We start from the raw sequence: 25,754 nt of genomic DNA, 5'->3' as shown, positions 1-25,754 counted from the left end.
TCCTTCGGAAAAAGTTTTGTCCTCCCCATTGACGTGACCATGCTCACTGTCTACCGTGTCTTGAATACAAGAGCCGACGGCCTGTTGCATGCAACGTCAACAGGCAGCCAACCGAAAGAGGTGCATATGACCAACAACCTGAAGACGTCCATCACGAACGCCTGGGACGCCGCCTGGAACAAGGGCGACGTCACCGTCTTCGACCAGCTCACCGCGCAGAACTACCAGCGTCGCAGCACCCGCTCCACGACCACCACCGGACTCGACGCCATCAAGCGCGACATCCTCGCCATCCGCGACGCCTTCCCGGACCTCACCACCACCGTCGACCACATCGTCATCGACGGCGACGAGCGCGACTGCAAGGCCGCGGTCTACTGGCACTCCACCGGCACTTTCACCGAACCCTTCGGCGACGTGCCGCCGACCGGGACGAAGGTCGTCACCCACGGTTCCAACCTGCTCACCTTCGACGCCGGTCGGATCGCCCTCGAGGAAGCCACCTGGGACACCTCCGCACTGCTCGCCGACCTCGGCCTGAAGTCGCTCAGTTCCGCCTTCGACCAGGACACCGAAGCCGTCTGGGACAACCTCGACGGCGCGCCGACCAAGGAAGCGCTCAAGGCCTTCAACCGGCAGTTCATCACCGGCGTCACCGTCGTCACCACCATGGACGACGAGGGCAAGCCCCGTGGCCTGGCCGTGAACTCCTACAACTCGGTCTCCCTGGAGCCGCCGCTGGTGATGGTCTGCGTCCAGAAGACGTCCTCGACCTACGCCTCCCTGTTCGGTGCCTCCCACATGGGCATCAACATTCTCGGCTGTAACCAGCGGGACACCCTGCGTACCTTTGCGTCCAAGGGCGCCGACAAGTTCGCCGACCTCGAGTGGCACCAGGGCCCGAACGGCTCGCCGCTGCTCGACGGCTCCTCCGCCTCTGTCGAGGTCGAGATCAAGGAGCGGTTCCAGGCACTGACCCACACCATCTTCGTGGGTCGCGTCCGCGCTTCGGAGTCCACCGACAATGACCCGATCATCTACAAGGCCGGCCAGTTCTTCGAGAGCCATGAGCTGACCCCGCTCGACTGACCCGCTTCCCCCTCTCCCCGCACAGAAACCGGAGAACCCCGTGAGCACACCCACGGATCCCACCACGCACAATGCGTCCCACCCCCGGAAAGAGGGCCTGCCGGGCCGCGGTCTCGACCCGGTCCAGGGCAGTTCCCCCGCCCTGGAGGACGCCTACGCCCGACGCCACCGCCCCGGAGCCGTCTTCTGGGTGTCCCTGGCCATCGTCGCCGCACTCGTCATCTGGGCGGCGATCACCCCGGACGGGCTGAACAGCGCCCTGACGAACTCGATGAACTGGATCGCCGAGAGCTTCGGCTGGACCTACCTCGCCGTCGCCCTCGGCTGTATCTGCCTGATGGTCTGGCTCGCCTTCAGCCGCTTCGGCACGGTCGTCCTTGGCCGGCCCGACGAGAAGCCCGAGTTCAGCACGCTGTCCTGGCTCGCCATGATCATCTCGGCGGTCATGGGCATCGGCCTGATCAGTTACGGCGTGGCCGAGCCGATCAGCCACTTCGCCTCCCCGCCGCACGGCCTCGCCGAAGCAGGTACGGAGGACGCCGCAGTCCGCGCCCTGCAGTACTCCTTCCTCGACTGGGGTCCCCACGCCTGGGCGATCTTCGGGGTCTTCGGGCTTGGAGTGGCCTATTCGACCCACGTCCGGGGCAACACCGGCCTGGTCTCCCCCATCCTCAAGCCATTGTTCGGTGAGGCGATGAACCGCTGGCAGGGCAAGGTCATCGACATCTTCGCCGTCATCGCGACCCTGTTCGGCACCTGCACCTCCCTGGGCCTCGGCGCGTCCACCATCGCCGAAGGCGCGGGACGCCTGTTCCATGTCTCCGACTCCACCTTCGTCGAGGTCGTCATCATCGCCGGTGTGACCGTGATGTTCACCCTCTCGGCGCTGACCGGCGTGAACAAGGGCATCAAGTTCCTCAGCCAGACCACCTCGATCCTGTCGATCTTCCTGGTGATCTTCGTCTTCGTCTTCGGTCCGACCGGCTTCCTGGGCAATGTCTTCTTCCGTTCGGTCGGCCAGTACGCCTCCGATTTCTTCGCCATGTCACTGCGCACCCCGCTCAACGCCGAGGACGGCCAGTGGTACCAGTGGTGGACCTACTTCATGATGGCCTGGTGGCTGAGCTGGGGAGCCTTCGTCGGTGTGTTCCTGGCGAAGATCTCCCGGGGCCGCACCATCCGGCAGTTCGTCGCCGGTGTCATGGGCGTTCCGTCACTGATCTTCTTCGGCTGGTTCACCATCTTCGGCGGCACCGCCATCAAGTTCGACATGGACAACGGCGATGGCGCGATCGGCAAGGCCGCGTTGGAGAACGTGAACAACGCCTTCTTCGACACCCTCGAGAACATGCCGATCGCCACCATCACCTCGTTCATCACGATCGTGCTCGTGGTGCTGTTCTTCGTCTCCGGTGCGGACGCCAACACCTACGTCCTGTCCATGCTGACCTCCCGGGGGACGCTGGAACCGACCCGACCGGTGCTCGTGATCTGGGGTGCGGTCACCGGCCTGAGTGCGGCGGTGCTGCTGCTGGTCGGTGGTCTCGATGCCCTGCAGCAGGCGTCGATGCTGTCCGCCTTCCCCTTCGCGTTCATCATCGCGTTGCTGGCGGTCAGTCTGGTGAAGTCGTTGCGTGAGGACCACGACCTCGACTACGCCCGGGTGGTGCGGCAGAAGGACCTGCTGGCCCGCGGGTGGACGGTCCCGGCCCTGGCCGGTCAACCCGGCTATGCCACCGCACCGACCGCGGCGGCCGAACTCGATGAGGCAGGACTGTCGGACGCTGAGTCCGAGGACGAGTCCATCGGCTCCTCCGGTCGGAAGTGGACCGAGTACGAGGCCGATCCACGGAAGCCCTCGTCGGAGTGGCCGCACGTTCCTGAAGGTGATGACGGTGCTGACGCATCTGCGGATGACGCAGGACCCACGCAGTAACAGGCACCCGACCCACCACAACCCGGCACGGATCGGCTGAACCCGTCAGTTCAGTGGATCTGTGCCGGGTTTGTGTGTGGCGTCCGCGTGATCCCCGCCCGTGACCCCGCCCGTGACCTCGGTGCGCAGCAACCGGTACTGCGGGGTGCACAGTGCCGCCAGTGACAGCAGCACACACAGCACGCCACCGGCGACGAAGACCAGGGCGATACCGCGCGATTCACCGGTGCCGACCAGCCAGGACCAGGCGTCCCGCCCGGCGTCGGTCTCCATGTACGGGATCACCCACAGTTCCGCGAGCGGCGCGGCGAGCAGACCGGTCACCGGTGCCGTCGCCGCCTCGAAGGTGTTCGCGAAGCCGAAGACGCGCCCCTGCTTCCGGTACGGGACGACCTGCTGGATGACAGTCTGTTCGGCCGCCTCGACCGCGGGGATCAGTCCCATCATCAGCCACGAGCCGAGCAGGAAGAGCCAGCCGGCGTCTCGGATCGTGAACAGTGCACCGACCACACCGACCGCCGCGGCGCACAACAGCATGGTGCGCACCGGATTGCGTCCCAGCCCCTTCGCGGCGACCAGGCCGCCACCGACGAAGAGCCCGGTGGCGGCCAGGGCGAAGCCGATGCCCCAGCCCTGCACCCCGAACAGCTCGATGCCGTAAGGGTCCATCAGCGTCATCGTCAGCCCACCGAAAAGGTTGTTCAGGGTGGTGAAGAGGATGAGGGCCAGCAGCCCGGGCACGGCGAGAACGGCGGCCCAGCCGCCGCGCAGGTCGACGAGTCCGGTGGGGGACGCGGCGCTCTCGGCGTCTGCGGAATCAGCGGCGTCCCTGGTGGCGTCCTCAGCGGCGTCCCCGGTGGCGTCCTCAGTGGCGTCCTCCCGGATCGTGAGGGACGCCAGGTGGAGCAGCACCGGGACGAGGATCCCGGTACCGATGACCATGGTCCAGCCCATGCCGAGATAGCCGACGGACAGGCCACTGAAGATACTGGTGACCAGCATCGACAGTCCCTGGACGGTGCCGACCATGCCGTTGGCGTTGGCGCGTCGTTCCTCCGGGACAAGAAGGGTGACCGTGGTGGACAGCGCGATGCCGCGGAGCTGCTCGACGACCGCGCCGGCGAGCATGATCGCCGTGAACAACCAGAACCACAGCTGGGTGATGTCGGACAGGCGGTCGGCCCCGGCGACGGCGAAGAACGCCAGGTCAATGAGGAACATGCCGAGAGCGAAGACCGTCGCCCAGACCATCACGGCCTTCTTGTCGAACCGGTCGACGAGCGTACCGAAGAGCATGCTGCACACCGAGACGAACAGCATGTAGGCGGCACCGACGGCACCTGAGGCGATGACATTGCGGGTCTCGGCGTAGATCCAGAAGGTCAGGCCGAACCAGAGGAAGCTCGTGGCGAGGTTGGCCACGGCGGTGTTGACGAGGATGTGGACGAAGGTACGCATATCGTGACCAGGGGTTGTGCGCGCTGGGTTGTACGGGGCATTCTGCTCTCCGGTGGAGTGCGGGGGCAGGCCAGCGCTGAGGGCAGGGTCAAGAGCTACCCGACGACCCGCAGATGTGCGGTGGGCCGTCGGACAGCGGAGGGAACGGGAGTGGACTCGACCGTTCTCCGCTGTCAGCGGAGGGTGCGGAGCTTCAGGAAAGCGGTGCCGGTGTACATGGGTGGAGACACTAGCAGGACGCGGACCCCCGGCACACCCCCTGTCCGGAGGTAGTGATTACGCCACACATACCGTTTCTGCACTGGAGAGCCTTGCCTTTGCTAGGCTGCCCTTCATGCACAACCTCTCCGAATCCGAACGCGCCCAGCACATCACCGCTGCCGTCGAGGCACTGAAGGCACGGATGACCCGTCGGTTCATCGACGTCGACGAGGCATTCGCCCAGCTCGCCTCCGAACTCCACTGGCAGACCGAGCAGGCGTCCTGGGGGCTGCGCCGCGCCCGTCGCCAGTTGCACAGCCAGCTCCGCGCAGCACGCTAGAGGACGCTAGAAGCAGGTGTCCGCAACACGCAGCCTGAGGCTGTTCTGACCCCTTGCAGAACAACCTCAGACTGCGTGATGCGGACATAGCCCGGCAGGATGCGGGGTAGGACGCCGCCTAGCTGTCGAAGCCCATCTTCAGGGCATCCATCACCTTGAGGAAGGGCCCCCGGCGTCCCTCATTCTCGTCGGCCTTGATCAGGGCCTTCGTCATCATCTGGACACCCAGCCACGTGGCCGGCTCCGGCGGGAAGGGCTTCGGCATCTTCCGCACCATCTCCAGCTCCGTGAGCTCGGTCTTCCCACCACTGAGCAGGTCCAGCATCACCCGCCCGGCGAAGCGTGAGGCGCCCACACCCAGCCCGGTGAACCCGGCGGTGTACGCCACCTTCCCGCCGTAGCCGGTGGTGAAGAAGGGGAAGAAACGCGAGCAGGTGTCGATCACACCGCCCCACTTGTGGCTGAAGACCACTCCCCCGTCGACGCCTTCCGGCGCATCGCCGTCGAGCTGCGGGAACATGGCGTAGAACTGCCCCGCCAGGGTCTCGAACGTGGCCGGACGCTGGTCGTACTTCGGGAGCACCTTCTTGCCGAAGTGGTAGACGGCGTCCCACCCGCCCCAGAGGATGCGGTTGTCGTCGGTGAGCCGGAAGTAGTGGAACCGGTTGGTCACGTCATCCAGGCCTTCACGGTGACGCCAGCCCACCGCGTCCGGCTGCGCCTCCGTCAGCGGCTCGGTCATCAGGGCGTAGTCGTACACCGGCACGGTGTGCAGCACGGTCTTCTTCAGCAGCGTCGGGAAGACGTTCGTCGCCAGCGCCACCTTCGGTGTGGTGACCGAGCCCTGGTCGGTGTCCACGACCATGCCGGCGAGTTCTTCGCGCAGGTCACTCACCATGGAGTGTTCGTGGATGACCACGCCTTTCTCCAGCAGAACCCGCTTGAGCTCCCAGCACAGCTTTGCGGGGTGGATCATCGCGTTGTTCCGCTCATCGAGCAGTCCACCGAGGACGCCCGCAGCGTGCACGTGATCCCGGATCTCCCCGGCGTCCAGCCAGCGGAAACCGTTCTCCGGGTCGTGGGCGGCCTTGAGGTGCTCGACCTGCCAGGGCTCGAAGGCCAGCGAGAGTTCACCGGTGCGCTCGAACTCGCAGTGCAGGCCGAGCCGCTCCACGGTCGCCTCGATGGCGTCAAGGTTCTCCAGGCCGAGCTCGGTGAGTCGTCCATTCTCGGCGGGCAGGTGGTGGTCGCCGTTCTCCTCACCGTGGGTGAGGCTGGCGGAGCAGAATCCGCCGTTGCGTCCGGACGCCGCCCAGCCGATCTCGGTGCCCTCGAGGAGCACGATGCGGCTGGTAGGGGCGTCTTCAATGGTCTGCAGCGCGGTCCACAGTCCGGTGAACCCGCCGCCGACGATGACGAGGTCGGCGTCCTCATGGCCGCGCAGCGCGGGCTCTGGAGCAGGCCGGTCGGTGGTGTCCAGCCAGAACGGGGTGGTCGAGGCGTCCTTCAGGGCGCCGGTGATGTTGAGGGATCCCATGGGTCCGTGTACCTCTGGCTTCCTGCCATTGTCTTGACGATGCCGGATGCGGATTCGCCGGTCTTCTTGAGTACCAGTCCGACCAGCCCCAGGGCGACGAGCGTCAGGACCAGCATAATCGTCGACATTGCGGCGACCTCCGGACGCAGCGCCACGCGCACCGCGGCGAAGATGTACACCGGCCACGGCGTGTAGCCGGGCTGCTGGACGAAACTGGAGAGGATGGTGTTGTCGAGGCTGAGGGTGAAGGCCATCAGCGCGCCCGCCATCACGCCGGGGGCGGCGATCGGCAGGGTGATGTCCTTGAACCGGTGCCAGGCGTTCGCCCCGAGGTCCGCAGCGGCCTCCTCCAGCGACTTGTCGACGGTGCCCATCCGGGCGCGGATGATGAAGGTCACCACGGCCAGCGAGAACATCGCGTGGCTGATGACCAGGCGGACCATACCGTTGTTCACCGGGGAGAAGCCCCAGTCCACACCGAGGGTGACGAACCACGGGAGGAAGGAGATACCGTCGACGAGTTCCGGGGTGGTCAGCGTCAGCGCCAGCAGGCCGGTCAGCCCTATCGCCCACCAGGCACCCTTGCGGGCACGTGCCAGGGCGATACCGCCGAGCGTGCCGAGGACCGTGGCGAGCAGCGCGGAGAGGAACGCGGCCTTGAGGCTGGTGATCACCGAGTTCACGATGATCTCGTTGTTGATCGCGCTGGTGTAGGCCTCGAAGCCGAAGCCCTTCCAGTTCGAGAGGATGCGGCCGGTGTTGAAGGAGTAGACGACGATCACGAGGATCGGCGTGAAGAGGAAGAGGAAGACGAGCACTCCCCAGAGGTGGAACAGGGCATTGCTCAGGCGGGATCGTTTGCGTCCGGTGGCCATGGCTCAGGCCTCCTTCACGGTGGCGGGAACGGGGAGCTCGATGCGGGCGTAGTGCGCGGTGATCTTCCGGACGCCCCACAGCACCAGGGCGGTGACCGCCACGACGAGCAGCGTGGCGAGGATCAGCACGACCGCCATCGCAGAGCCGAGCGCCCAGTTCTGGGCGGTGTTGAACTGGCTGGCGATGAGCTGGCCGATCATCGAGCCGGACGCCCCGCCCAGGACGGACGCCGTGACGTAGTCGCCGGTCAGCGGCACGAAGACGAGCAGGCAGCCGGAGACGATACCCGGCATGGCCAGTGGCAGCGTCACCGTGAAAAAGGTGGTGAAGCGGCCGGCGCCGAGGTCGCGGGACGCCTCACGGAGCTTCTCACCGGCGGTGTCGATCGCCACGAACAGCGGCATGATCATCAGCGGCAGGTAGTTGTAGACCACACCGATCTGGACGGCGGTGCGGGTGTAGAGGATGTCCAGCGGCGAACCCGTCAGCCCGAGGTCCATGAGCAGGTCGGACATGAACCCGTCCGGGGAGAGGATGATCTGCCAGCCCAGGGTGCGGACCAGGAAGTTGGTCCAGAACGGCACCATCACCAGGGCCAGCAGGATGCCCCGCCACTTCGCGGAGACCTTCACCGCCAACCAGTAGGCGAAGGGCACGGAGATGAGCAGGCAGAGGATCGTACCGAGGACCGAGATGCGCAGCGTGGCGCCGAAGGTGGTGAGGAAGGTCCCGGAGAGGGCCTCACCGAAGCGGTCGAAGGACGGGTCGCCCATGGTGACGGTGGTGAACTCATCCGGCTTCGAGCCGAAACTGTAGGCCAGCACCATGACGACGGGGATGACGAAGAAGAAGACGGCGTAGGCCCAGGTCGGGAACGACAGGGCGCCGGGGCCGAGGATCTTGGCGGCGAGTTTTTTCATGGGATGTGTCTCCTGGGAACTCGCTCTAGACGCCACTGCGGGCCTGGGCGTCGGTGAGGATGTTCGTGCGGGCCTCCATGCCCTTGAACTCGGAGGCGGTGAGGCGGTCGAGGACCTCCTGGGTCGGGAAGATCAGTTCCGGCAGGTCGAACTCCTCCTCCACCGAGGTGTCGAGGAAGACCTTCGAGCCGGTGGGGTAGCCGATGTAGTCGCACTCGACGAGCGCCTGGTCCTCAGCGATGATCCAGTCGATGAACTTGTGGGCGGCGTCCGGGTGCTGGGCGCCGGTGGCGATGCACCAGTTGTCCATCCACAGGTTCGCCGAAGGGGTCGGGAAGACGAACTCCCAGCGGTCGGGGTCGTCGGCGTCGAGGATGCCCTGCCGGGCGTCCCCGTGGAAGGCCTGCATCAGGCTGAACGAGCCCTGGCTCATGGCGGTGGCCGCATTGCCGACATAGGCCCGGATGTGCGGGGCCAGGTCGTTGACGATGAGGTTCCGGGCGTCGCGGAGGACCGCAGCGTCCTCGGTGTTCATGTTCTCGCCGAGGTGACCGAGGGCGATGGAGGTGACCTCCCAGGCGTCCTCCAGCACGGCGGTGCGGCCGGACGCCTCGGTCGCGGCAAGGTCGAGGAAGTCCGACCAGCTGGTGTAGCTGCCGGTGTGCCTGACCTTGTCGTAGACGAAGCCGGTGGTGCCCCATGCCTTGCACACGGAGTACCGGTTACCCGGGTCGAAGTACTGGTCGGTGAAGTTGCCGTCGAGGGTGTCGAGGTTGGGGATGAGCGAGTGGTCGAGCTCCTGGATGAGCCGGTGCTCGACCATCTGCGGGATCATCAGGCCGGTGGGGACGATGAGGTCGTATCCCGAGGTGCCGCGGGAGGCGGCGAGTTTGGCGATCATCTCCTCGTTGGAGCCGTAGGCGTCGGCCTGGACGATGGTGCCGAACTTCTTCTTGAAGTCGCTGAGCAGCTCGGGGTCGTCGTAGTCTCCCCAGGAGTAGATGTTCACCCGGTCCTCGAGCTTGCCGTCGGGGGCGATGTTCGCGGCGACCTTGCCGGACCCCTGACCGCAGGACGCGAGCAGGGCGACGCCGGAGACCGCCATGCCGATGAGCATGCTGCGGCGCGAGAGGTTGTTGAGGGACTGTGGCGTCCCGAGCATCTTGACGGACTGGCCGGGCATGTCAGACCCTCCCGTTGATACCGTCGGCCGGGAAGAGCTGGACGGCCTCGGTCGGCCAGCTGATCTCCGCGAGGTCGCCTTCGTGCACGTCCGGGGCGTTGACACTGGGGACGCGGGCGATGAGCTCACGACCGATGTAGGAGTGGAGCAGGTACTGGACGACATCGCCGAGGAAGGACTCGCCGACGACCCGGGCCACGGAGCGGTTCGGCGGCTCGGCGCTGCCGATCTCGGTGCCCGGCGGCACGGGGGCGATGCTCATCGACTCCGGACGGATGGCGGCGAGGAGCGTGTCGTCGCTGGTGTAGCCCTCGGCCTCCGCGGCGGGGGCCTCGACGACGAAACTCTCGTTGGACAGCCACGGGTCACCGTTCTCGCCGGTCCGGCCGTCGAGGGACACCTCGTAGAAGTTCTGCTTGCCGATGAACCCGGCGACGAAGGTGTTGGCGGGGCTGCCGTAGATCTCCTCGGCCTCGCCGAGCTGCTGGACGACGCCGTCGTTGAGGACGACGATCCGGTCACTCATCGCCAGCGCCTCCTCCTGGTCGTGGGTGACGAAGATGAAGGTCAGGCCGAGTTCGGTGTGCAGCCGGATGAGCTCCAGCTGCATTTCCTCGCGCAGCTTGCGGTCCAGGGCACTCATCGGTTCGTCGAGCAGGAGGACGCGGGGGCGGTTGACCAGGGCGCGGGCCAGGGCGACGCGCTGCTGCTGACCGCCGGAGAGCATGTCGGGGCGGCGGTCGGCGAAGCCGTCCATCCGCACCATCTGCAGGGCCTCGAGGACGCGCGCCCCGATCTCCTTCTTGGGCACCTTCGCCCGCTTGAGTCCGTAGGCGACGTTCTCGGCGACGGTCATGTGAGGGAACAGGGCGTAGGACTGGAAGACGGTGTTCACCGGGCGCTTGTACGGCGGCAGGACGGTGAGGTCCGCCCCGTCGAGGAGGATCTCCCCGTCGGTGGGCTCCTCGAAGCCGGCGATCATGCGCAGCAGGGTGGTCTTACCGCAGCCGGAGGGGCCGAGCAGGGAGAGGAACTCCCCGGGACGGACGTCCAGGTCGAGGCGTTTGATGGCCTCGTGGGCACCGTAGGACTTCCTGAGTCCACGCAGGGTGATGCCGCCGCCGGCGTCGGTGCCGGTCCGGTGGCTGGTCACGGCGGTCGGAGTGGTCGGAGTGGTCACAGTGCCTCCTGGGCGGATTCGGGTCGGGCGGATTCGGTCCGGTCATGGACGATGCGGCCGGCGGCCACGGTGAATGTGGTGGTGACGGTGTGCAGCGCACCGGGATCGGTGCGCTCCAGCTCGAAGGGGTCCGAGGACGCCAGGGCCAGGTCGGCGGGTGCGCCGACGACCATGCGTCCTGCGGTGCGGGTCCGGGCGAGGTGCGCCGACCCGCTGGTGTACGCCCGCAGGCAGGTGAGGACGTCGAGGTTCTGGCCCGTGCCGAGTGGCACGTCGCGGGCCCCGTCGGGGTGGGTGCGGTTCACGGCGACGTGGATCGCCTCCCACGGGTCCGGGCTGCTCACCGGCCAGTCCGACCCCATCGCGAAAGATGCCCCGGCGCGGGCCAGATCCCCGAAGGGGTAGAGCCACCCCTCGCGTCCGGCGCCGAGGACCGGGAGGTTGAGGTCGACGAGCTGCTCGTCGTAGTGCGCCCAGAGGGCCTGCAGGTTCGCGGTGACGCCGAGGTCGGCGAAGCGGGGGATGTCGGTGGGGTCGACGAGCTGCAGGTGGGCGATGTGGCGGCGGGTGTCTGTGTTCGCTGCGTCATCCTGTGCCGCGGCAAGAGCGCCGAGGGCACCGTGGACCGCGGCGTCCCCGATGGCGTGGAAGTGTGCGTCGAAACCGGCGTCCTGCACCGCAGCGACGGACGCCGCGAGGTGGTCGGCGGTGAAGTAGCTGGTGCCGTGGTTGTGGCCGTGGTTGTGGCCGTGGTTGTGGCCGGGACCGTCGACGTAGGCCTCGCAGGTGCAGTGGTGTGCGGGCTCTGCGCCGGGCTCGAGGTAGGGCTCGGTGACGGCGGCGGTGAGGGACTCGACGATGCCGTCGAGCATGAACTTCACGTTCGTCGCCCGGAAGCGGGGTCCGTCCCCGGCCTGCGCCTTCAGATCCTTGAGGCGCGCTGCTTCGGCGACGGGGTCGGCGATGTCGCGTCCCCACCACAGTGACCCGGTGACCTCGGCGGTGAGCACGCCCTCGGCCTCGGCGTCGAGATAGGCGTGGAAGTTGTCGCCGTGGCCGAGGTACTCGCCGACGATGGCGTCGATCCAGCCGGTGACGCCGACCTCGTGCATCCGGCGCTGACCCTCCAGGATCCCGGCGCGCAGCTGCTCCGGGGTCTCGGTGGGGACATGGACGCCGACGAGGTCGACGGCGGACTCGTGGAGGGTGCCGGTGGGGTGGCCGTCGGCGTCCCGGTCGATGACGCCGCCGGCGGGGGACTCCGTGGCCGCCCCGTCCGCACCGGCGATCCCGGCGATCTTCAGGGCGCGGGTGTTGACCCAGGTGGAGTGGTGGTCGGCGCTGGCGAGCTGGATCGGACGGTCGACGCCGACCTCGGCGCACAGGGCGTCGAGCTGGGCGGCGGTGGGGGCGCCGCCCGGGAAGTCGGACATGGACCAGCCGCCGCCGGTGAGCCAGGTGTCGGTCTGTCCACCGTCCTCCAGTGCAGCACTGATGAGCGCGAGGGTCTCGTCCGCGTCCGCGGCGCCGGTGAGGTCGAGGGCGAGCGCCTCGACCCCGGCGAAGACCGGATGGGCGTGGGCGTCGACGAAGCCGGGGGTGACGAGACCGCCGGCCGCGTCGATGATGCGGTGGGGCTCGGTGCCTACACCGGCACCCACAGCGGTGAGGACGCCGTCGGTGACGGTGAGGGTGTCGGCGTCCAGCACCTCATGTCCGTCGAAGATGGTGGCGTTGACGATGGTGAAGCTGTCGCCGGGGACGTTCACGGGATCTCCTCGTCGGTCGGGGGCGGTGGGCCATGGATAGTGGCGCACGTCACGAATGACGTTCGTTTTAAGACACCGTACGTTGTTCCGCCATGGAACGGAATACCTGAAACCGTCAATTAACGGGCAGTTAACAACTGAAACCACACCCAGACACACCCCCGACGACGGAATCAGTAGAGTCGGCAAGTGAGCCGAGGAGGACACCCATGACCGAACTGGACCCCACATCCAAGCAGATCATCGAGCTGCTGCAGCACGACGGACGCCGCTCGTACGCCGACATCGCCCGCTCCGTCGGCCTGTCCGAGGGCGCCGCACGGCAACGCGTCTCCCGGCTCATCGACTCCGGGGCGATGCAGATCGTCGCCGTCACCGACCCCGGACAGCTCGGGTTCCTGCGGCAGGCGATGATCGGCGTCCGCACCACCGGACCCGTCAGCCCGGTCGCAGACGCCCTCGCCGAGCTGTCCGCGGCGTCCTACGTCGTGGTGACCGCCGGCGTCTACGACCTCCTCGTGGAGGTCGTCTGCGCCGACGACCACGAACTGCTCAACCTGGTCGACACGATCCGCGCCACGCCCGGCGTCCGCGAGACCGAGACCATGACCTACCTCGACATCAGGAACGAAACCTACAACTGGGGAACACGATGACATCACCGACCACCACGCCCGCCACCACACAGGACGGCATCCGCGACCATCTGTGGATGCACATGGCCAACCACAAGCACCTCTTCGAAGGCGGGACCACACCCGTCATCACCCGCGGCGAGGGACACCACATCTACGACGACGCCGGCCGCGGGTACATCGACGGCCTCGCAGGACTGTTCGTCGTCCAGGTCGGTCACGGACGCGAGGAGATCGCGCAGACCGCCTACGAGCAGTCGAAGAAACTCGGCTTCATGCCGCTGTGGTCCTACGCCCACGAGCCCGCCGTGCAGCTCGCGGAACGCCTGGCCGGCTACGCTCCCGGCGACCTCAACCGCGTCTTCTTCACCTCAGGTGGCGGCGACTCGGTGGAGTCCGCCTTCAAGCTGGCGAAGAACTTCTTCAAGCTGCAGGGAAAGCCCGGCAAGCACAAGGTCATCTCCCGTGCCGTCGCCTACCACGGCACCCCGCACGGCGCGCTGACCATCACCAGCCTGCCCGGCCTGCGCAACCAGTTCGAACCGCTGGTGCCCGGCGCGCTGAAGGTACCGAACACCAACTTCTACCGGGCGGACGCGCGCTTCGACGGCGACGAGAAGGCCTTCGGACGCTGGGCCGCCGACCGTATCGAGGAACAGATCCTCTTCGAGGGCGCGGACTCCGTCGCCGCCGTCTTCCTCGAGCCGGTGCAGAACGCCGGTGGCTGTTTCCCGCCGCCGCCCGGCTACTTCGAGCGGGTCCGGGAGATCTGTGATGAGTACGACGTGCTGCTCGTCTCCGATGAGACCATCTGCGCCTTCGGACGCGTCGGCTCGATGTTCGCCTGCAACGACTTCGGCTACGTGCCGGACATCATCACCTGCGCCAAGGGCCTGACCAGTGGTTACGCGCCGCTGGGCGCGATGATCGCGTCCGACCGCCTCTTCGAGCCTTTCGGACGCGGCGGCGAGACCTTCGGCCACGGCTACACCTTCGGCGGGCATCCTGTGGCCTGTGCGGTGGCGATGACCAACCTCGACATCTTCGAGCGTGAAGGACTCAATGACCGGGTGCAGGAGAATGCGCCGGCGTTCCGTTCCACCCTGGAGAAGCTTCTCGCCCTGGACATCGTCGGCGATGTGCGCGGCGAGGGCTACTTCTACGGCATCGAGCTGGTGAAGGACAAGGCCACGAAGGAGTCGTTCACTGATGAGGAATCGGAGCGGATCCTCAAGGGCTTCGTCACCAACAAGCTGTGGGAGGAGGGCCTGTACTGCCGCGCCGACGACCGCGGTGATCCAGTGATCCAGCTCTCCCCTCCCCTGACCTGTGGCCCGGCGGAGTTCGAGGAGATGGAGGCGATCCTGCGCTCGGTGCTGACCCAGGCGCAGGAGCTGCTGTAGGGGTTCAGTGGGGCGGCGTCCTGCGTTCGTCGCCGCTGCGTCCCCCGCTGCGTCCCCACTGCGGGAAGGATGTCCGCAACGCGCAGCCTGAGGTCGCTGACGAGGGGTCAGAACGGCCTCACGCTGCGTGATGCCGACATGGGGGTCAGCGCGTCACCGTCAGGGGAACGGCAGCGCCGGCAGCGCCGGCATCGGCGGCATCTCCGGCAGGGCCGGGAGTGCGGGCAGGTCCGGGAGCTGCAGATCAGGCAGCCCCGGGATGCCGGGGATGCTCGGCGTGGGCGCCGGTGCCGGTGAGGGCGCGGACGGCCTGAAAGCGTCCACCACATCGCCGGTCAGCTGAGCGGCAGGCCCGTTCGTCTGGGCGGCCACCGAGAAGTCCACACCGTAGGACGCCGAGGCGGTGAACGAGGTCCGGTCGTCCGACCAGCCCCACTTCGTGCCGATGACGCCCGGCAGCACGGCGGTGCCGTAGTCCTGGCGCATCCCGTCGGCTGCGACCGGGGAGGCACTGGCCAGGGCGGCGAGCACCGGGGAGCCCGGATCCTGACGCTTCTTCGCCTCCAGGTAGGTCACCGAATCGGCGGTGGAGGTGGTGGAGTTTCCCCAGAAGCCGGGATCGTGGGTGTCATTGAGGCCGTAGGCGTTCGCGGTCGTGGAGATCGACTGCGGGTACTTCGCATAGAGCCGGGACGCGATGTTGTCGTCGGAGACCTGGAGCATGCGGGTGGCGTCCGCCTTGTCGGCCGCGGAGCCGTGGGCGAAGACGTAGTCCGCGATGTAGAGCTTGACGATCGACAGTGCCGGACGGGACTCATGCTGGTTGGCCGTGCCGGCACGGAAACCGGTCGCCGAGTGTGCGACGGTGACCTGGGTCCGCGCGGGGGCGACGACGTGCCCACTGCCGTCCTGACGCGGAACAGGTGCGGCGGCTGCGGTCGGCGCGAGAGCGACAACGGTGGACGCGCCGAGGGCACCGAGGATGCCGAAGGTGAGGGCCGAACGTCGGGCGTTGCGTGGCGAGGTCATGGATTCAGCGTATCGCGAAGGACGTGGGTTCGCGGGCCGGAGGGACAGATCCTTCTCTGTGGCCTACCTCAGCAGTCCCGCCTTGCGATGTCGGCATCACGCAGGCTGAGGTCGTCGGCGAGGGGGTCAGAGCAGCCTCACACTGCGCGATGCGGACATCACTTCGAAGCCTGCGCCGCAGTCTGCGCAGCCGCCGCAGCCTGCCGCGCGGCGACGGCCCGGGCGATCGCATTGTGCAGCTGCCGCATCAGCTTCGGACGGTTCTTCATCAGCGTCCGGTTCACCCGCACCACGATCCACTCCCCGTCAGTGAGATCCTGCAGCTGCTCGAAATCCTTCTCCACCTGCCCCTCCTCATCATGGTGCTTCCCGTCGTAGTAGAGCCCGATCCGCAGACTGCGGCAGCCGATGTCGAAGAAGGTCGTCCGGTCACGCGTCCCGCCCCACGACGTCTCCTCCCGGTAGCCCACCTCCACCTGTGTCTCCCACCGGTGCCCGGCCGGGAGCAGATCCCGGACCATCAGTCGGAGCTCGGTCTCCCTCGGCGACTCCGCTCCCGCCGCCACGAGGCGACTGAGCCGCCGTAGTTCCCTGCGGGAGATCAGACCGGTCGCGGCGTCCTCCAACTGGTTCCAGGTCACGGTCGAACACTGGGCGAAGGCGTCGATCAGCTGCACGGCGCGAACCTGCCGGTCGGTGAGACCGTCAACCTCCACCACCGGCCACCCGTGCTTACCGGACAGGACCGACCGCAGGCACTGGGCGAGCGCCACCGGCGCCGTGACCACGCGCATCTGCGGGCAGAGCGGATCAGGGGCAATGGTGTCCCGCTCCAGGTCGAAGCCCGGCGGCAGCGGTCTGATCGCCGGACTCAGCGGACTCCCCTTCGCAGTCTCCGTGCGGTCGGAGCCGTTGGACCGACCTTCCGCCAGGAGAAGCACGGCCGCCGAATCCGCCCAGTAGAGGAGACCGTGGAACGGGGCTGCCGCCCAGCCGGAGACGATGAAGGTCGGGTGCAGCTGATGCAGCGCGCGGACCCGGGTGACCATGCACGCGGGGAATGCTCCGAGGTCGCGGGCGTCGGCAAGACCGGGCAGACACGTATTCTCCACCATCATCCCGTCCGCGACCTGGGTCCAGTCACGGTCGACAACCCACCTTGTCGTGCCCGAAGCGAGCAGGTCCTGCCTGCGGACCGGTAGGTGATCGGGCAGGATTCTGGTGCAGTACCAGGGACCTCTTCCTGCTGTGTGCAGGCCGTTCTCCTGTGCCTCGATGATGTGCGCCGGCAATTGCCGGACAACATGCGCCATAGTGTTGTCCCTCCCTGTGATCCCCCGCGGCCTCCCCGCGGCGCCCGCCCCGCCCCCCGGGGCAGTGCGTTTCCCGACAATACCTTCAGGACGCTGCCCTGGGGAGGACCCCGGCCACCATGTCCGCATCACGCAGGCTGAGGTCGTTGGCGAGGGGGTCGGAGCAGCCTCACGCTGCGCGATGCGGACATCGCAGCGAAGGCGCGGTGCCGGTCAGGACGCCGGTCAGGACGCAGAAGCCAGCGACCGCGCCATGTCCACCGCGGTCCAGGCCATCGCCGTCGCACCGTCCAGCAGTGACTTCTCCGCCACGGGACCGACGCAGGCGTCCGCAAACTCCGCCTGATGGTTGAGCACCGGGAACGAGTCCACCCCGATGTACGGGTGGATCGCCGGCACCGCCCAGGAGACATTCGCGAAATCGGTCGAGGCGCGGCACATGTCCGCGGCAGGGTCACCCTCACCGTGCTCACCACCCTCGACATGCAACTCGCGGCCCAGTGCGAGCGCATTGGCGCGGTAGAACGCCAGGGCGTCCTCGTTGGTGCGCATGTCGGAGTAGGGCTTCGACTCGTCGATGATCCCCACGGAGCATCCGGTCGCCAGGGCCCCGGCCTCGAAACACCGCTTGACCTTGGCTGCGGTCTCCTCGAGTTCCGCCATCGTCCCGGCGCGGACGTACCAGCGTCCCCGGGTGTGACCGGGGATCGCATTCGGGGCGTCGCCGGCGTGGGTGACGATGCCGTGCACCCGCACGGTCGACGGCAACTGCTGACGCAGCAGACCGATCGCCACCTCGGAGACCGTGAAGGCATCCGCAGCATTCACACCCTGCGTCGGGTACGACCCTGCGTGGGAGGCACGGCCGGTGAAGGTGATCTCCCAGTGCTCCACCGCGAACGGCCGGGCACGGACGACGTCCACCGGCGCGGGGTGCACCATCATCGCGAAGTCCAGGCCGTCGAAGGCCCCACGGTCAAGCATCTCGATCTTGCCGCCGCCACCTTCCTCGGCGGGAGTCCCGAAGACCTCGACGGTGATGCCGAGCTCGTCAGCGACCGACGCCAGTGCGACCGCGGCACCCAGCGACATCGTGGCGATGAGGTTGTGCCCGCAGGCGTGGCCGATGTTCGGCAGGGCGTCGTACTCGGCCATCAGCCCAATGCGCAGCGGACCGTTCCCCGCCACGGCGTGGAAGGCGGTGTCCAGACCGACGAAGTTCTCCTCCACGGCGAAACCATGCTCACGCAGGGAGGACGCACACTTCGCAGCGGATTCGTGTTCCTTCCACGCGGTTTCCGGATGGGCGTGCAGCCACTCCGACAGTTCCACCAGCGACGGGTGCAGCTCGCTGATGCGCGCCTGCAGCACAGGCTTGAGATCGACGGCGTCACTCATCGCCGGGCACCCCGTAGGACGGGGAGGACGCCGGGTCGATGCCGCGGGTGACGTAGTCGTCACGCTGTGGCAACCAGACCTCCAGCAGGTCCGCAAGGTCCTCCAGCGGAGTCTCCGACCAGTCGACGCGCAGGTCGGTCTCGACCCATCCGGCGGAGCGGACGACGGCCAGCCCCGCGGAGTGCACCGGCCCTGCCTCACCGCCGGCTGCGAGACCGGCCTGCATCGCGGCGAGCAGGCGGTTCTCCAGGTCGACGCCGGAGGACGCAGCCGCGTCGAAGGCTGCGAGCATCACGGACGGCACCTCGGTGGAGGCGAGCATGTTGCCGGCGCACACGGCGTCCTCCCCCACCGCCGAAGCGTAGGTGCCGAGGGTGTGCGGGCCGGAGCGGGCCACGCCCGGCCCCGTGGCCCCGAGGAGGCTGAGCTGGCGGTAGTCGAGGGTGGCGTCCCGGTCGGCGAGGGTGGCCAGAGCCTCGTCGGCGGACGCGCCGGAGGCCAGCGCGTCCAGCAGGAACGGCCCGAAGCGCGGGTCGGTGATGTTCTGGGACGCGACCACACCGACCCCGCAGCGCAGGTGCAGGCAGCGGGCGGCGACGGCCGGCGAGGAGGAGCTCACGGCCATGCCGAAGGCCACCGTGCCGTCTGCAGCCGTCTCGCGGGCGATGATGGAGAAGGTCATCTACAGCACCGCCGTCGCGTCGATCTCGACGAGCCATTCCGGGCGGGCCAGGGCGGAGATGACGATGCCGGTGGAGACCGGGTGGACGCCCTTGAGCCAGCGCCCCATGACGCGGTAGACGGGCTCGCGGAAGCGGATGTCGGTGAGGTAGACGGTGACCTTGACGATGTCTTCGAGAGTGCCGCCTGCCTCGTCCATGAGCATGGCGATGTTCGCCATCGCCTTCTCCGCCTGTGCCTCGACGTCACCGACGCCGACGTTCTCACGGGTGTCGAGGTCCTGGCCGATCTGCCCGCGCAGGTAGACGACGCCGTTGGCGACGACGGCCTGGCAGAGGTCGTTGTCGAGGTTCTGCTCGGGGTAGGTGTCGGCGGTGTTGAAGGGGCGGATACGGGTGTGCTTCATGTCAGTTCTCCTGGATAGCGGTAGCGGGCGTGTAGGCGGCGTAGCCGCGCTGGATCTGGATCTCGTCGACGACGTACTTCGCGTCATGCCAGCAACCCCAGATGAAACTGGAGCCGCGGCGCGACAGCCACGGCAGGCCGACGTAGTAGAAGCCCGGGGCAGCGGTGACGCCACGCTGGTGGGCGGGGCGTCCGGCCGTATCGAGGGCACCGTCGATGTGCAGCCACGAGTAGTCGACTCCGTAACCGGTCGCCCAGATGACGGTCGTGATGCCGGCCGCAGCGAGGTCCATCTCCAGGGTCGGGTCGGTGGCGTCGGCCGGATCGGGGCCGAGCACCCACGCCTCCGGCTCCTCGGGCAGGTCCAGGCCGTTGGCCTCGATGTAGGCGTCCGCCTCGGCGAAGAGTTCCAGCAGGTTGCGGTCACCGGCGTGGATGTTGTCGGCGAGGTCACCGCGGAAGTGCAGGACGCCGTCTGCGTCGCAGGTCTCCGCACGACCGGTGAGGTGGATACCATCGGCGGCGAGGTCACGGAAGTCGACGGTGAAGCCGCCGTCGGCGCCGGTCACGGCGATGGTGACGTGCTCGGCACCGACCGGTGGTGCGGCCATGTCCCACTTGCCGAGGACGCCGAGCCACCACACGTTGTCGCGTCCGCGGTAGCGCCGCGGTGGGCGGTCGTGGGCACCGACGGCAAGGGTCACGTCGCGTCCGGCCCTGTTGAGTTCGACGGCGATCTGCAGACCGGAGGATCCGGCACCGATGACGAGGACACCACCCTCTGCCAGCTGTTCCGGGTTGTCGTAGTCCGCGGAGTGGATCTGGGTGATGCCCTTCTCCTCCGCCACGGCCGCGGGGATGACCGGCGGAATGACCGGGGTCTGGAACGGGCCGGTCGCGGAGACCACGTAGGTCGCGGCGATGGTCTGCTGCTCTGCCGGGTCGGTGGAGCCGGTGGGACGCACGGTGGCGAGGTAGCCCGGCGCGCCCGGGTTCTTCACCAGCTCGACGACCTCCACACCGGTCTGCACCGGGGCGTTGTGGAGGGCGGCGTAGTCCTCGAAGTACTGCGCGACGCGGTCATGGTGGACGAAGGACTCGCCGTCTTCTGCGGTGGCGCCGGAGGCGGTAGGGGCGTCGAAGGTGAGGCCCGGGAAGCGATCATGCCATGCAGGGCCGTTGGCGCAGAGGGAGTCCCAGCGACCGGTGCGCCATTTCTCGGCGATACGGTCACGTTCCAGGACCAGGTGGTCGATACCTGCCGCGGTGAGGTGTTCGCTGGTCGCGACGCCGGACTGGCCGGCACCGATGACGAGGACCTCGGTGGAGGTGGGGATGTTGGTGGGAGTCATGGTGCAAGTCTCAGACCACTGGTGCGCCGGTTCAAACATCTTCTCCCGAAGATCTGGATCTGAAAAAACGATGTAAGATCCACCTACACATCACCGAAACATTTGATGCGTCGGTCCGACCGACGCCGGAGGTCCACCGTGCCGTCAGCAGCACCCCCCTTCACCCTCACCCAGCTCCGGTACTTCGTCCGGGTCGCCGAACTCGGGTCGATGACCGCGGCCTCGGAGGATCTCTACGTCGCACAGTCCGCCGTCTCCAGCGCGGTCCACCAGCTGGAGAATTCCCTGGGTGCCACGTTGTTCATCCGGCAGCGTTCCAGGGGCGTGCACCTCACCGAGCAGGGCGGTGCATTCCTCACCGCCGCACTGCAGGTCCTCGCCAGTGCCGACGACGCGGTGAGTTGTCTGCGACCGGACCATCTCAGCGGCCCTCTGGATGTCGGGTGCTTCACCACCCTCGCCCCGTTCTGGCTGCCGGGCATCCTCGAGGAGATTCAGCGCACCTGTCCGGACGTGGAGTGCACGATCCACGAGGTCACGGCCACGGAGATCGAGACCCGCCTCAACCAGCGGGAACTGGACGCCGTGTTCACCTACGCCTTCGATTACGGCCGCGGCATCGACGTGGACGTCCTGGCCGAGGCGCCGGTCTACGCCGCCGTCGCCGAGAACTCCCCCCTGGCCGCCCGGTCCGCGGTGACCCTCGCCGAGCTGGCGGACCAACCGCTGATCCTGCTGGACATGGACAAGTCGACGAACTACTTCCTCTCCCTGTTCCGGGACGCCGGGCTGCGTCCGCGGATCCACCAGCGGTTCGGGAGCGTCGAGGTGGTGCGGTCCATGGTCGCCCGTGGTCACGGGTACACGATCCTCAACCAGAGCCCCGCCCACGATCTCACCAACGACGGTCTGAGCCTGGTGGCGTTGCCCGTCACCGGCGTCCGCTCGCACCTGCTCATGGGCGTCGCCCACCGGTCCGGCGAGAAACTCAACCGCAAGGCGCAGGCCTTCGCGGACGCCTGCCGGGCGGTCCTGTTACCGGAGGACGGCCCCTCCGTTTCGGACATGTGACGTCAATTTCTCCGAAGGGGCCGTCTGTTATTTGCGATGGTTCACCTGCGGTGCAGCAACTTAGCATTGCTCCCACTGCCCCGTCATTGTGGCGGCAGTCACGGTAGATGCCGACCCCTGGCAGACCCCCGGCAGACCCCAAGGAGAACCTCATGGCAAGCCCCGGCCCCACCCTCAGAAAACCCACCACCGATCCCGACGCGGTGGATTCCACGACCCTGCGGCGCAGCATCGTCGCCGGCTCGGTCGGCGTCCTCGTCCACTGGTTCGACTGGGCGGTGTACGCCTACCTGGCGACCACCATCTCCGACGTCTTCTTCCCGAACCAGGAGGGTGCCACCGGCCTGCTGGCGGTGTTCGGTGTCTTCGCCATCGCCTTCTTCTTCCGCCCGGTCGGTTCGCTGATCTTCGGTCACCTCGGAGACACCCTCGGCCGCAAGAAGACCCTGTCTCTCGTCATCATCATGATGGCGGTCGGCACCCTGATGCTCGGCATTACCCCGTCCTACGAGTCCATCGGCATCTGGGCACCGGTCCTCCTCATCATCGGCCGGATCATCCAGGGCATCGCCGCCGGAGGCGAGTTCGGTTCCGCCACCGCGTACCTCGCCGAATACTCCCGGCCGTCCCGCCGCGGGTTCAACTGCTCGTGGATCGAGTTCGGTTCCGTGCTCGGGTTCCTGCTGGCGTCCGGCGTAGTGGCGGTCCTCTTCGGGATCTTCGACGACGACACCGTCACCTCCTGGGCCTGGCGCATCCCGTTCCTGCTGACCCTCCCGCTCGCCGCCGTCGGCTTCATCATCCGGACGAAGATCGAGGACACCCCCGAGTACCAGAAGCTCGAGGCCGCCGACGACCTGCCGACCGCACCGATCAAGGAGGTCTTCAAGAACAACCCGAAGCAGTTCCTCCAGACCATCGGCATCGAGATCTTCATGAACTGCACCTTCTACGTGGTACTCACCTACCTGCTGACCTACCAGGAGGACACGGTCGGGCTGTCCGGCGGCACCGCCGCTACCCTGTCGGTGGTCGCCTCGCTCACCGCCGCCGTGATCATCCCACTGTCCGGACTCGCCGCCGACCGTTGGGGACGCAAGCCGGTCCTGCTCACCGCCGGCGTCCTGCTGCTCGTCCTGTCCTGGCCGATGTTCAAGTACATGAACCAGGGCACCATGACGGCCGGCTTCGTCTCCACCTTCATCCTCTCGGCGGTCCTGGCGTTGATCCTCGGCACGCACACTTCGACCGTCTCCGAGCTGTTCCCGACGCGCACCCGTCAGTCCGGTCTGTCGATGGCGTACAGCGTCGCCGGCGCGTTCTTCGCCGGCACCCTGCCCTATGTGAATACCTGGCTCATCGACGTCACCGACAACATCATGGTCCCCGCCTTCACCCTCATGGTGGTGGCCCTGGTCGGCCTGGTCACCGTCTCCACCATCCCGGAGACGAAGGGCCTCGACTTCAGCGACGGTCACGCACCGGGTGACAAAGAAGCCGCCTCCATCACAACCTCCACGACGTCGTCCGCAGTAGCGTAGGTCCGTGAACATCACCCTGCGCCAGTTGGAGTACTTCGCCGCCGTCGCCGATGCCGGGAGCATCACCGCGGCAGCGCAGCTCCTCTACCTCTCCCCTTCAGCCGTCTCGACCTCGGTCGGTGAGCTGGAGGGGGTGCTCGGCGTGAAGCTCTTCACCCGTCATGCGCGCGGACTGTCACTCACCGGGGAAGGACGCACCGTCCTGGGCCGCGCCCGGACGCTCCTGCGTGACGCCGGCGACCTGGAGTCCAGTGCCGGGTCCCTCGCCGGTGACCTCAGCGGGACCCTGTCGGTCGGCTGCTACTCCACGATCGCCCCGTTGCTGCTGCCGCAGGTCATCGCCGACTTCGCCGAACGGTACCCCGACCTCACCGTGGATTTCGCGGAGGGGTCCCGGGGTGAGCTGCTGGAGGGATTCGCCACCGGGAAGTTCGACCTGCTGGTCGTGTACGACTACCCGTTCAAGGACGACCTCCCTGCACGGGGGACGCCGCTGCCACTCGGCACCTTCCCGCCGTACGTGCTCCTGCCACCCGACCATCAGTTGGTGGGAACCGGGGATGTGGCACTGTCCGACCTCGCCGAGGAACCACTCGTCCTCTTCGACCTCGAGCCTGCCGACCAGTACTTCCTGTCGATCCTCCGGGAAGAGGGCGTCACCCCGGACGTGCGGTACCGGACCGGCGACTTCGAGGTCATCCGTGGGCTCGTGTCCCGCGGGCTGGGGTATTCCCTGCTGACCCAGCGGACCCGGCACTCGGTGAGTTACGAAGGCACCGGGTATGTCGCAGCCGAGCTGGCTGACCGGCACGTCCCGTTGGATGTCGTGGCGCTTGTCCCGACGGCGTCCCGCCTCACGCGGCGGGCACAGTCCTTCATCAATGCCGCACGGGACGTGTTGGCCGACGTCGTCAGATACGACAACACCGGAGACCGCGCGCTGTGAACACGATGTCGGCATCACGCAGGCTGAGGTCGTTGGCGAGGGTGTCTGAGCAGCCTCACGCTGCGCGATGCGGACATGGGGTGCGGCGCGGCGTGAGAAGTGAGCCCCTTACCCCAGCTCGTGGGCCAGCAGGTCCCGCGCGGTGGTGAAGCGGAACCGGTGCCCAAGGTTCGACAGCACCACCGGCCGCGCATGCTGGTCGGCCAGGGCCAGCTCCGCGGCACCGTCCCTGCCCAGCAGCACCGCAGGGCCCACCGCCGGCACGGGCACACGCAGCGGTACCCGCACCTTCTGTGCCTCGGCCAGCGTGGCGGCGAACTCGCCCTCGGTGATGTCCTCCGGGGCGACCGCATTCACCGGCCCGACCAGGGAAGAATCCACCACGGCACGGTGGTAGATGTCGGCCAGGTCATCCACGCCGATCCAGGGAAAATGCTGCTCGCCCGACCCGAGGCGTCCTCCCCCGACCCGGGACGACGCGCCCAACAGCGACAGCAGCGGCGCTCCCCCACCGAGCACCAGCCCGGTCCGGATGTTCACCACCCGCACCCCGGACTCAGCGGCGACGGCACAGTCGTGCTCCCAGTCCGCCACGACGTCGGCGAGGAATCCCTCGCCCCGCGAGGCGTCCTCCCCCACCGGTTCCGGACGCGACGCCCCGTAGAACCCGACGGCGGAAGCGCTCACGAGGACCTTCACCCCGCAGGACGCCGCGACCTCGGCCAAGCGTCGGGTCGGCCCCACCCGCGAGTCGCGGATCGCGGCCTTGTGGGAGTCGGTGAAGCGTCCGAAGATCGGGGCACCGGCGAGGTGGATCACGGCGTCCACGCCGTTGAGAAGGTCGGGGGCAGGTGAGGCGGGATCCCAGTGGCGTCCTTCTCCGGAATGGTTACGGACCAGCGGAATCACCGTGTGCCCGGCGGTCCGGAGCAGCGCAACGAGTTGCGTGCCGACGAGTCCGGATGCCCCGGAGACCGCGATGGTCAGCGGCGGAGTGTCGAGCTCCCGGAACTCCGCGAGGTGGGCGAGGTCGTCGGTGAGCTGGCGGCGGCGGTAGGCGGCGATGCGGCTGAGCAGGATGGTCGGGACACGGGAGGTGATCCGGTCGGTGACGGTGGAGGTGCCGTCGCCACTGTCGGTGATGAGATGCTCGTGGTGCCACCCCGTGAAGCGGAAAGGCCGGTTCACGCAGTCGTCGACGAAGCTTCGCCCTTCGGCGAAACCCTCCGGATCATGGCGCGCTTCCCAGGTCAGCCGACCGGGGAGGGAGAAGGTGGTGGTGCCGTCGCGAAGGTCGGAGGCCTCGGAGCGGACCCGCATGCGCGCAAATCCCGGGGTCAGGCGGACGACGGCGCCGGGGCGGGTGTGCCAGTCCCAGACGTCGACTGCGGGGTGCGGCAGCTGGGTCTCGAACTCGTGGGTGGTGGTGCGGGCGGTGAGAGCGGTGGTGGGACGCATACAGGTCAAGGGTACGCGGTTAGACTGGACATC

General features: G+C 67.6%; 22 protein-coding genes. 8 read left to right on the top strand and 14 right to left on the bottom strand.

The window, feature by feature from the left end:
• The first annotated feature begins 126 nt into the window (after positions 1 to 126).
• Complete coding sequence (locus tag CVA01_RS02230; RefSeq protein ID WP_141328290.1) at positions 127 to 1,089, top strand: flavin reductase; 963 nt, start codon at positions 127 to 129, stop codon at positions 1,087 to 1,089.
• A 40-nt stretch (positions 1,090 to 1,129) separates the two neighbouring features.
• Entirely contained in the window at positions 1,130 to 3,025 is a 1,896-nt protein-coding gene (locus tag CVA01_RS02225) for a BCCT family transporter (protein WP_141328288.1), read from the top strand.
• A 45-nt stretch (positions 3,026 to 3,070) separates the two neighbouring features.
• On the opposite strand, the gene CVA01_RS02220 is transcribed toward CVA01_RS02225, so the two are convergent.
• The gene (locus CVA01_RS02220; protein ID WP_141328286.1) at positions 3,071 to 4,483 is read right to left on the bottom strand and encodes an MFS transporter; all 1,413 of its coding nucleotides are present in this window, start codon (positions 4,481 to 4,483) and stop codon (positions 3,071 to 3,073) included.
• Between the two features lie 334 nt (positions 4,484 to 4,817).
• Between CVA01_RS02220 and CVA01_RS02215 the strand changes: the two genes are divergently transcribed.
• Positions 4,818 to 5,024: a hypothetical protein gene (locus CVA01_RS02215; protein WP_041630211.1), complete on the top strand. Its 207-nt coding sequence runs from the start codon at positions 4,818 to 4,820 to the stop codon at positions 5,022 to 5,024.
• Positions 5,025 to 5,142: 118 nt separating this feature from the next.
• Here CVA01_RS02215 and CVA01_RS02210 read toward each other — a convergent pair whose 3' ends face one another.
• The 6 genes from CVA01_RS02210 to CVA01_RS02185 are packed head-to-tail and all read right to left on the bottom strand — an operon-like array spanning position 5,143 to position 12,489.
• The gene (locus CVA01_RS02210) at positions 5,143 to 6,561 is read right to left on the bottom strand and encodes an NAD(P)/FAD-dependent oxidoreductase (protein ID WP_141328284.1); all 1,419 of its coding nucleotides are present in this window, start codon (positions 6,559 to 6,561) and stop codon (positions 5,143 to 5,145) included.
• A complete protein-coding gene (locus CVA01_RS02205; protein WP_141328282.1) occupies positions 6,531 to 7,436 on the bottom strand; it encodes an ABC transporter permease in 906 nt (301 codons plus the stop codon). Before CVA01_RS02205 ends, CVA01_RS02210 begins: the two co-directional genes overlap by 31 nt.
• A 3-nt stretch (positions 7,437 to 7,439) precedes the next feature.
• On the bottom strand, positions 7,440 to 8,357 hold the full coding sequence (locus CVA01_RS02200; protein ID WP_141328280.1) for an ABC transporter permease: 918 nt from the start codon (positions 8,355 to 8,357) through the stop codon (positions 7,440 to 7,442).
• 25 nt (positions 8,358 to 8,382) lie between these two features.
• On the bottom strand, positions 8,383 to 9,540 hold the full coding sequence (locus CVA01_RS02195; protein WP_141328278.1) for a polyamine ABC transporter substrate-binding protein: 1,158 nt from the start codon (positions 9,538 to 9,540) through the stop codon (positions 8,383 to 8,385).
• 1 nt (position 9,541) lies between these two features.
• Positions 9,542 to 10,720 (bottom strand): ABC transporter ATP-binding protein, encoded by a 1,179-nt coding sequence (locus CVA01_RS02190; protein ID WP_307723352.1) that lies wholly within the window; start codon positions 10,718 to 10,720, stop codon positions 9,542 to 9,544.
• Positions 10,717 to 12,489 carry an amidohydrolase gene (locus tag CVA01_RS02185; RefSeq protein ID WP_244938095.1) on the bottom strand — a complete coding sequence of 591 codons (1,773 nt, stop codon included), beginning with the start codon at positions 12,487 to 12,489 and terminating at the stop codon, positions 10,717 to 10,719. The genes CVA01_RS02190 and CVA01_RS02185 overlap by 4 nt, the downstream gene beginning before the upstream one ends.
• A 209-nt stretch (positions 12,490 to 12,698) precedes the next feature.
• Here CVA01_RS02185 and CVA01_RS02180 point away from each other — a divergent pair, with 209 nt between their 5' ends.
• Both CVA01_RS02180 and CVA01_RS02175 read left to right on the top strand, forming a co-directional pair.
• Positions 12,699 to 13,145 (top strand): Lrp/AsnC family transcriptional regulator, encoded by a 447-nt coding sequence (locus CVA01_RS02180; RefSeq protein WP_014011166.1) that lies wholly within the window; start codon positions 12,699 to 12,701, stop codon positions 13,143 to 13,145.
• The gene (locus CVA01_RS02175; RefSeq protein ID WP_014011167.1) at positions 13,142 to 14,527 is read left to right on the top strand and encodes an aspartate aminotransferase family protein; all 1,386 of its coding nucleotides are present in this window, start codon (positions 13,142 to 13,144) and stop codon (positions 14,525 to 14,527) included. Before CVA01_RS02180 ends, CVA01_RS02175 begins: the two co-directional genes overlap by 4 nt.
• A 159-nt stretch (positions 14,528 to 14,686) precedes the next feature.
• Here CVA01_RS02175 and CVA01_RS02170 read toward each other — a convergent pair whose 3' ends face one another.
• The 6 genes from CVA01_RS02170 to CVA01_RS02145 all read right to left on the bottom strand — a co-directional run bounded on the left by CVA01_RS02170 (position 14,687) and on the right by CVA01_RS02145 (position 20,705).
• Entirely contained in the window at positions 14,687 to 15,556 is an 870-nt protein-coding gene (locus CVA01_RS02170) for a hypothetical protein (protein ID WP_244938094.1), read from the bottom strand.
• A gap of 158 nt (positions 15,557 to 15,714) precedes the next feature.
• On the bottom strand, positions 15,715 to 16,869 hold the full coding sequence (locus CVA01_RS02165; RefSeq protein ID WP_141328274.1) for a putative endonuclease domain-containing protein: 1,155 nt from the start codon (positions 16,867 to 16,869) through the stop codon (positions 15,715 to 15,717).
• 225 nt (positions 16,870 to 17,094) lie between these two features.
• The gene (locus CVA01_RS02160; RefSeq protein WP_218024552.1) at positions 17,095 to 18,267 is read right to left on the bottom strand and encodes a M20 family metallopeptidase; all 1,173 of its coding nucleotides are present in this window, start codon (positions 18,265 to 18,267) and stop codon (positions 17,095 to 17,097) included.
• A complete protein-coding gene (locus CVA01_RS02155) occupies positions 18,260 to 18,949 on the bottom strand; it encodes a DUF1028 domain-containing protein (RefSeq protein ID WP_014011171.1) in 690 nt (229 codons plus the stop codon). Before CVA01_RS02155 ends, CVA01_RS02160 begins: the two co-directional genes overlap by 8 nt.
• The gene (locus CVA01_RS02150; protein ID WP_073884571.1) at positions 18,950 to 19,354 is read right to left on the bottom strand and encodes a RidA family protein; all 405 of its coding nucleotides are present in this window, start codon (positions 19,352 to 19,354) and stop codon (positions 18,950 to 18,952) included.
• Position 19,355: 1 nt separating this feature from the next.
• Complete coding sequence (locus CVA01_RS02145; RefSeq protein ID WP_141328272.1) at positions 19,356 to 20,705, bottom strand: flavin-containing monooxygenase; 1,350 nt, start codon at positions 20,703 to 20,705, stop codon at positions 19,356 to 19,358.
• A gap of 138 nt (positions 20,706 to 20,843) precedes the next feature.
• On the opposite strand from CVA01_RS02145, the gene CVA01_RS02140 reads away from it, so the two are divergent.
• From CVA01_RS02140 to CVA01_RS02130, 3 genes are all read left to right on the top strand, one after another.
• Entirely contained in the window at positions 20,844 to 21,776 is a 933-nt protein-coding gene (locus CVA01_RS02140; protein ID WP_244938093.1) for a LysR family transcriptional regulator, read from the top strand.
• Positions 21,777 to 21,928: 152 nt separating this feature from the next.
• A complete protein-coding gene (locus CVA01_RS02135; RefSeq protein ID WP_073884574.1) occupies positions 21,929 to 23,317 on the top strand; it encodes an MFS transporter in 1,389 nt (462 codons plus the stop codon).
• A 4-nt stretch (positions 23,318 to 23,321) separates the two neighbouring features.
• Entirely contained in the window at positions 23,322 to 24,263 is a 942-nt protein-coding gene (locus CVA01_RS02130; RefSeq protein ID WP_141328270.1) for a LysR family transcriptional regulator, read from the top strand.
• A gap of 108 nt (positions 24,264 to 24,371) precedes the next feature.
• Here CVA01_RS02130 and CVA01_RS02125 read toward each other — a convergent pair whose 3' ends face one another.
• Positions 24,372 to 25,721: a TIGR01777 family oxidoreductase gene (locus tag CVA01_RS02125; protein WP_244938092.1), complete on the bottom strand. Its 1,350-nt coding sequence runs from the start codon at positions 25,719 to 25,721 to the stop codon at positions 24,372 to 24,374.
• Positions 25,722 to 25,754 lie beyond the last annotated feature (33 nt).

Origin of the sequence: Corynebacterium variabile (genome assembly GCF_006539825.1) — a bacterium.
GTDB classification, from domain to species: Bacteria; Actinomycetota; Actinomycetes; order Mycobacteriales; family Mycobacteriaceae; genus Corynebacterium; species Corynebacterium variabile.
The sequence above is the reverse complement of the archived record's forward strand: the minus strand, read 5'-3'. Positions and strand labels throughout refer to the sequence as shown.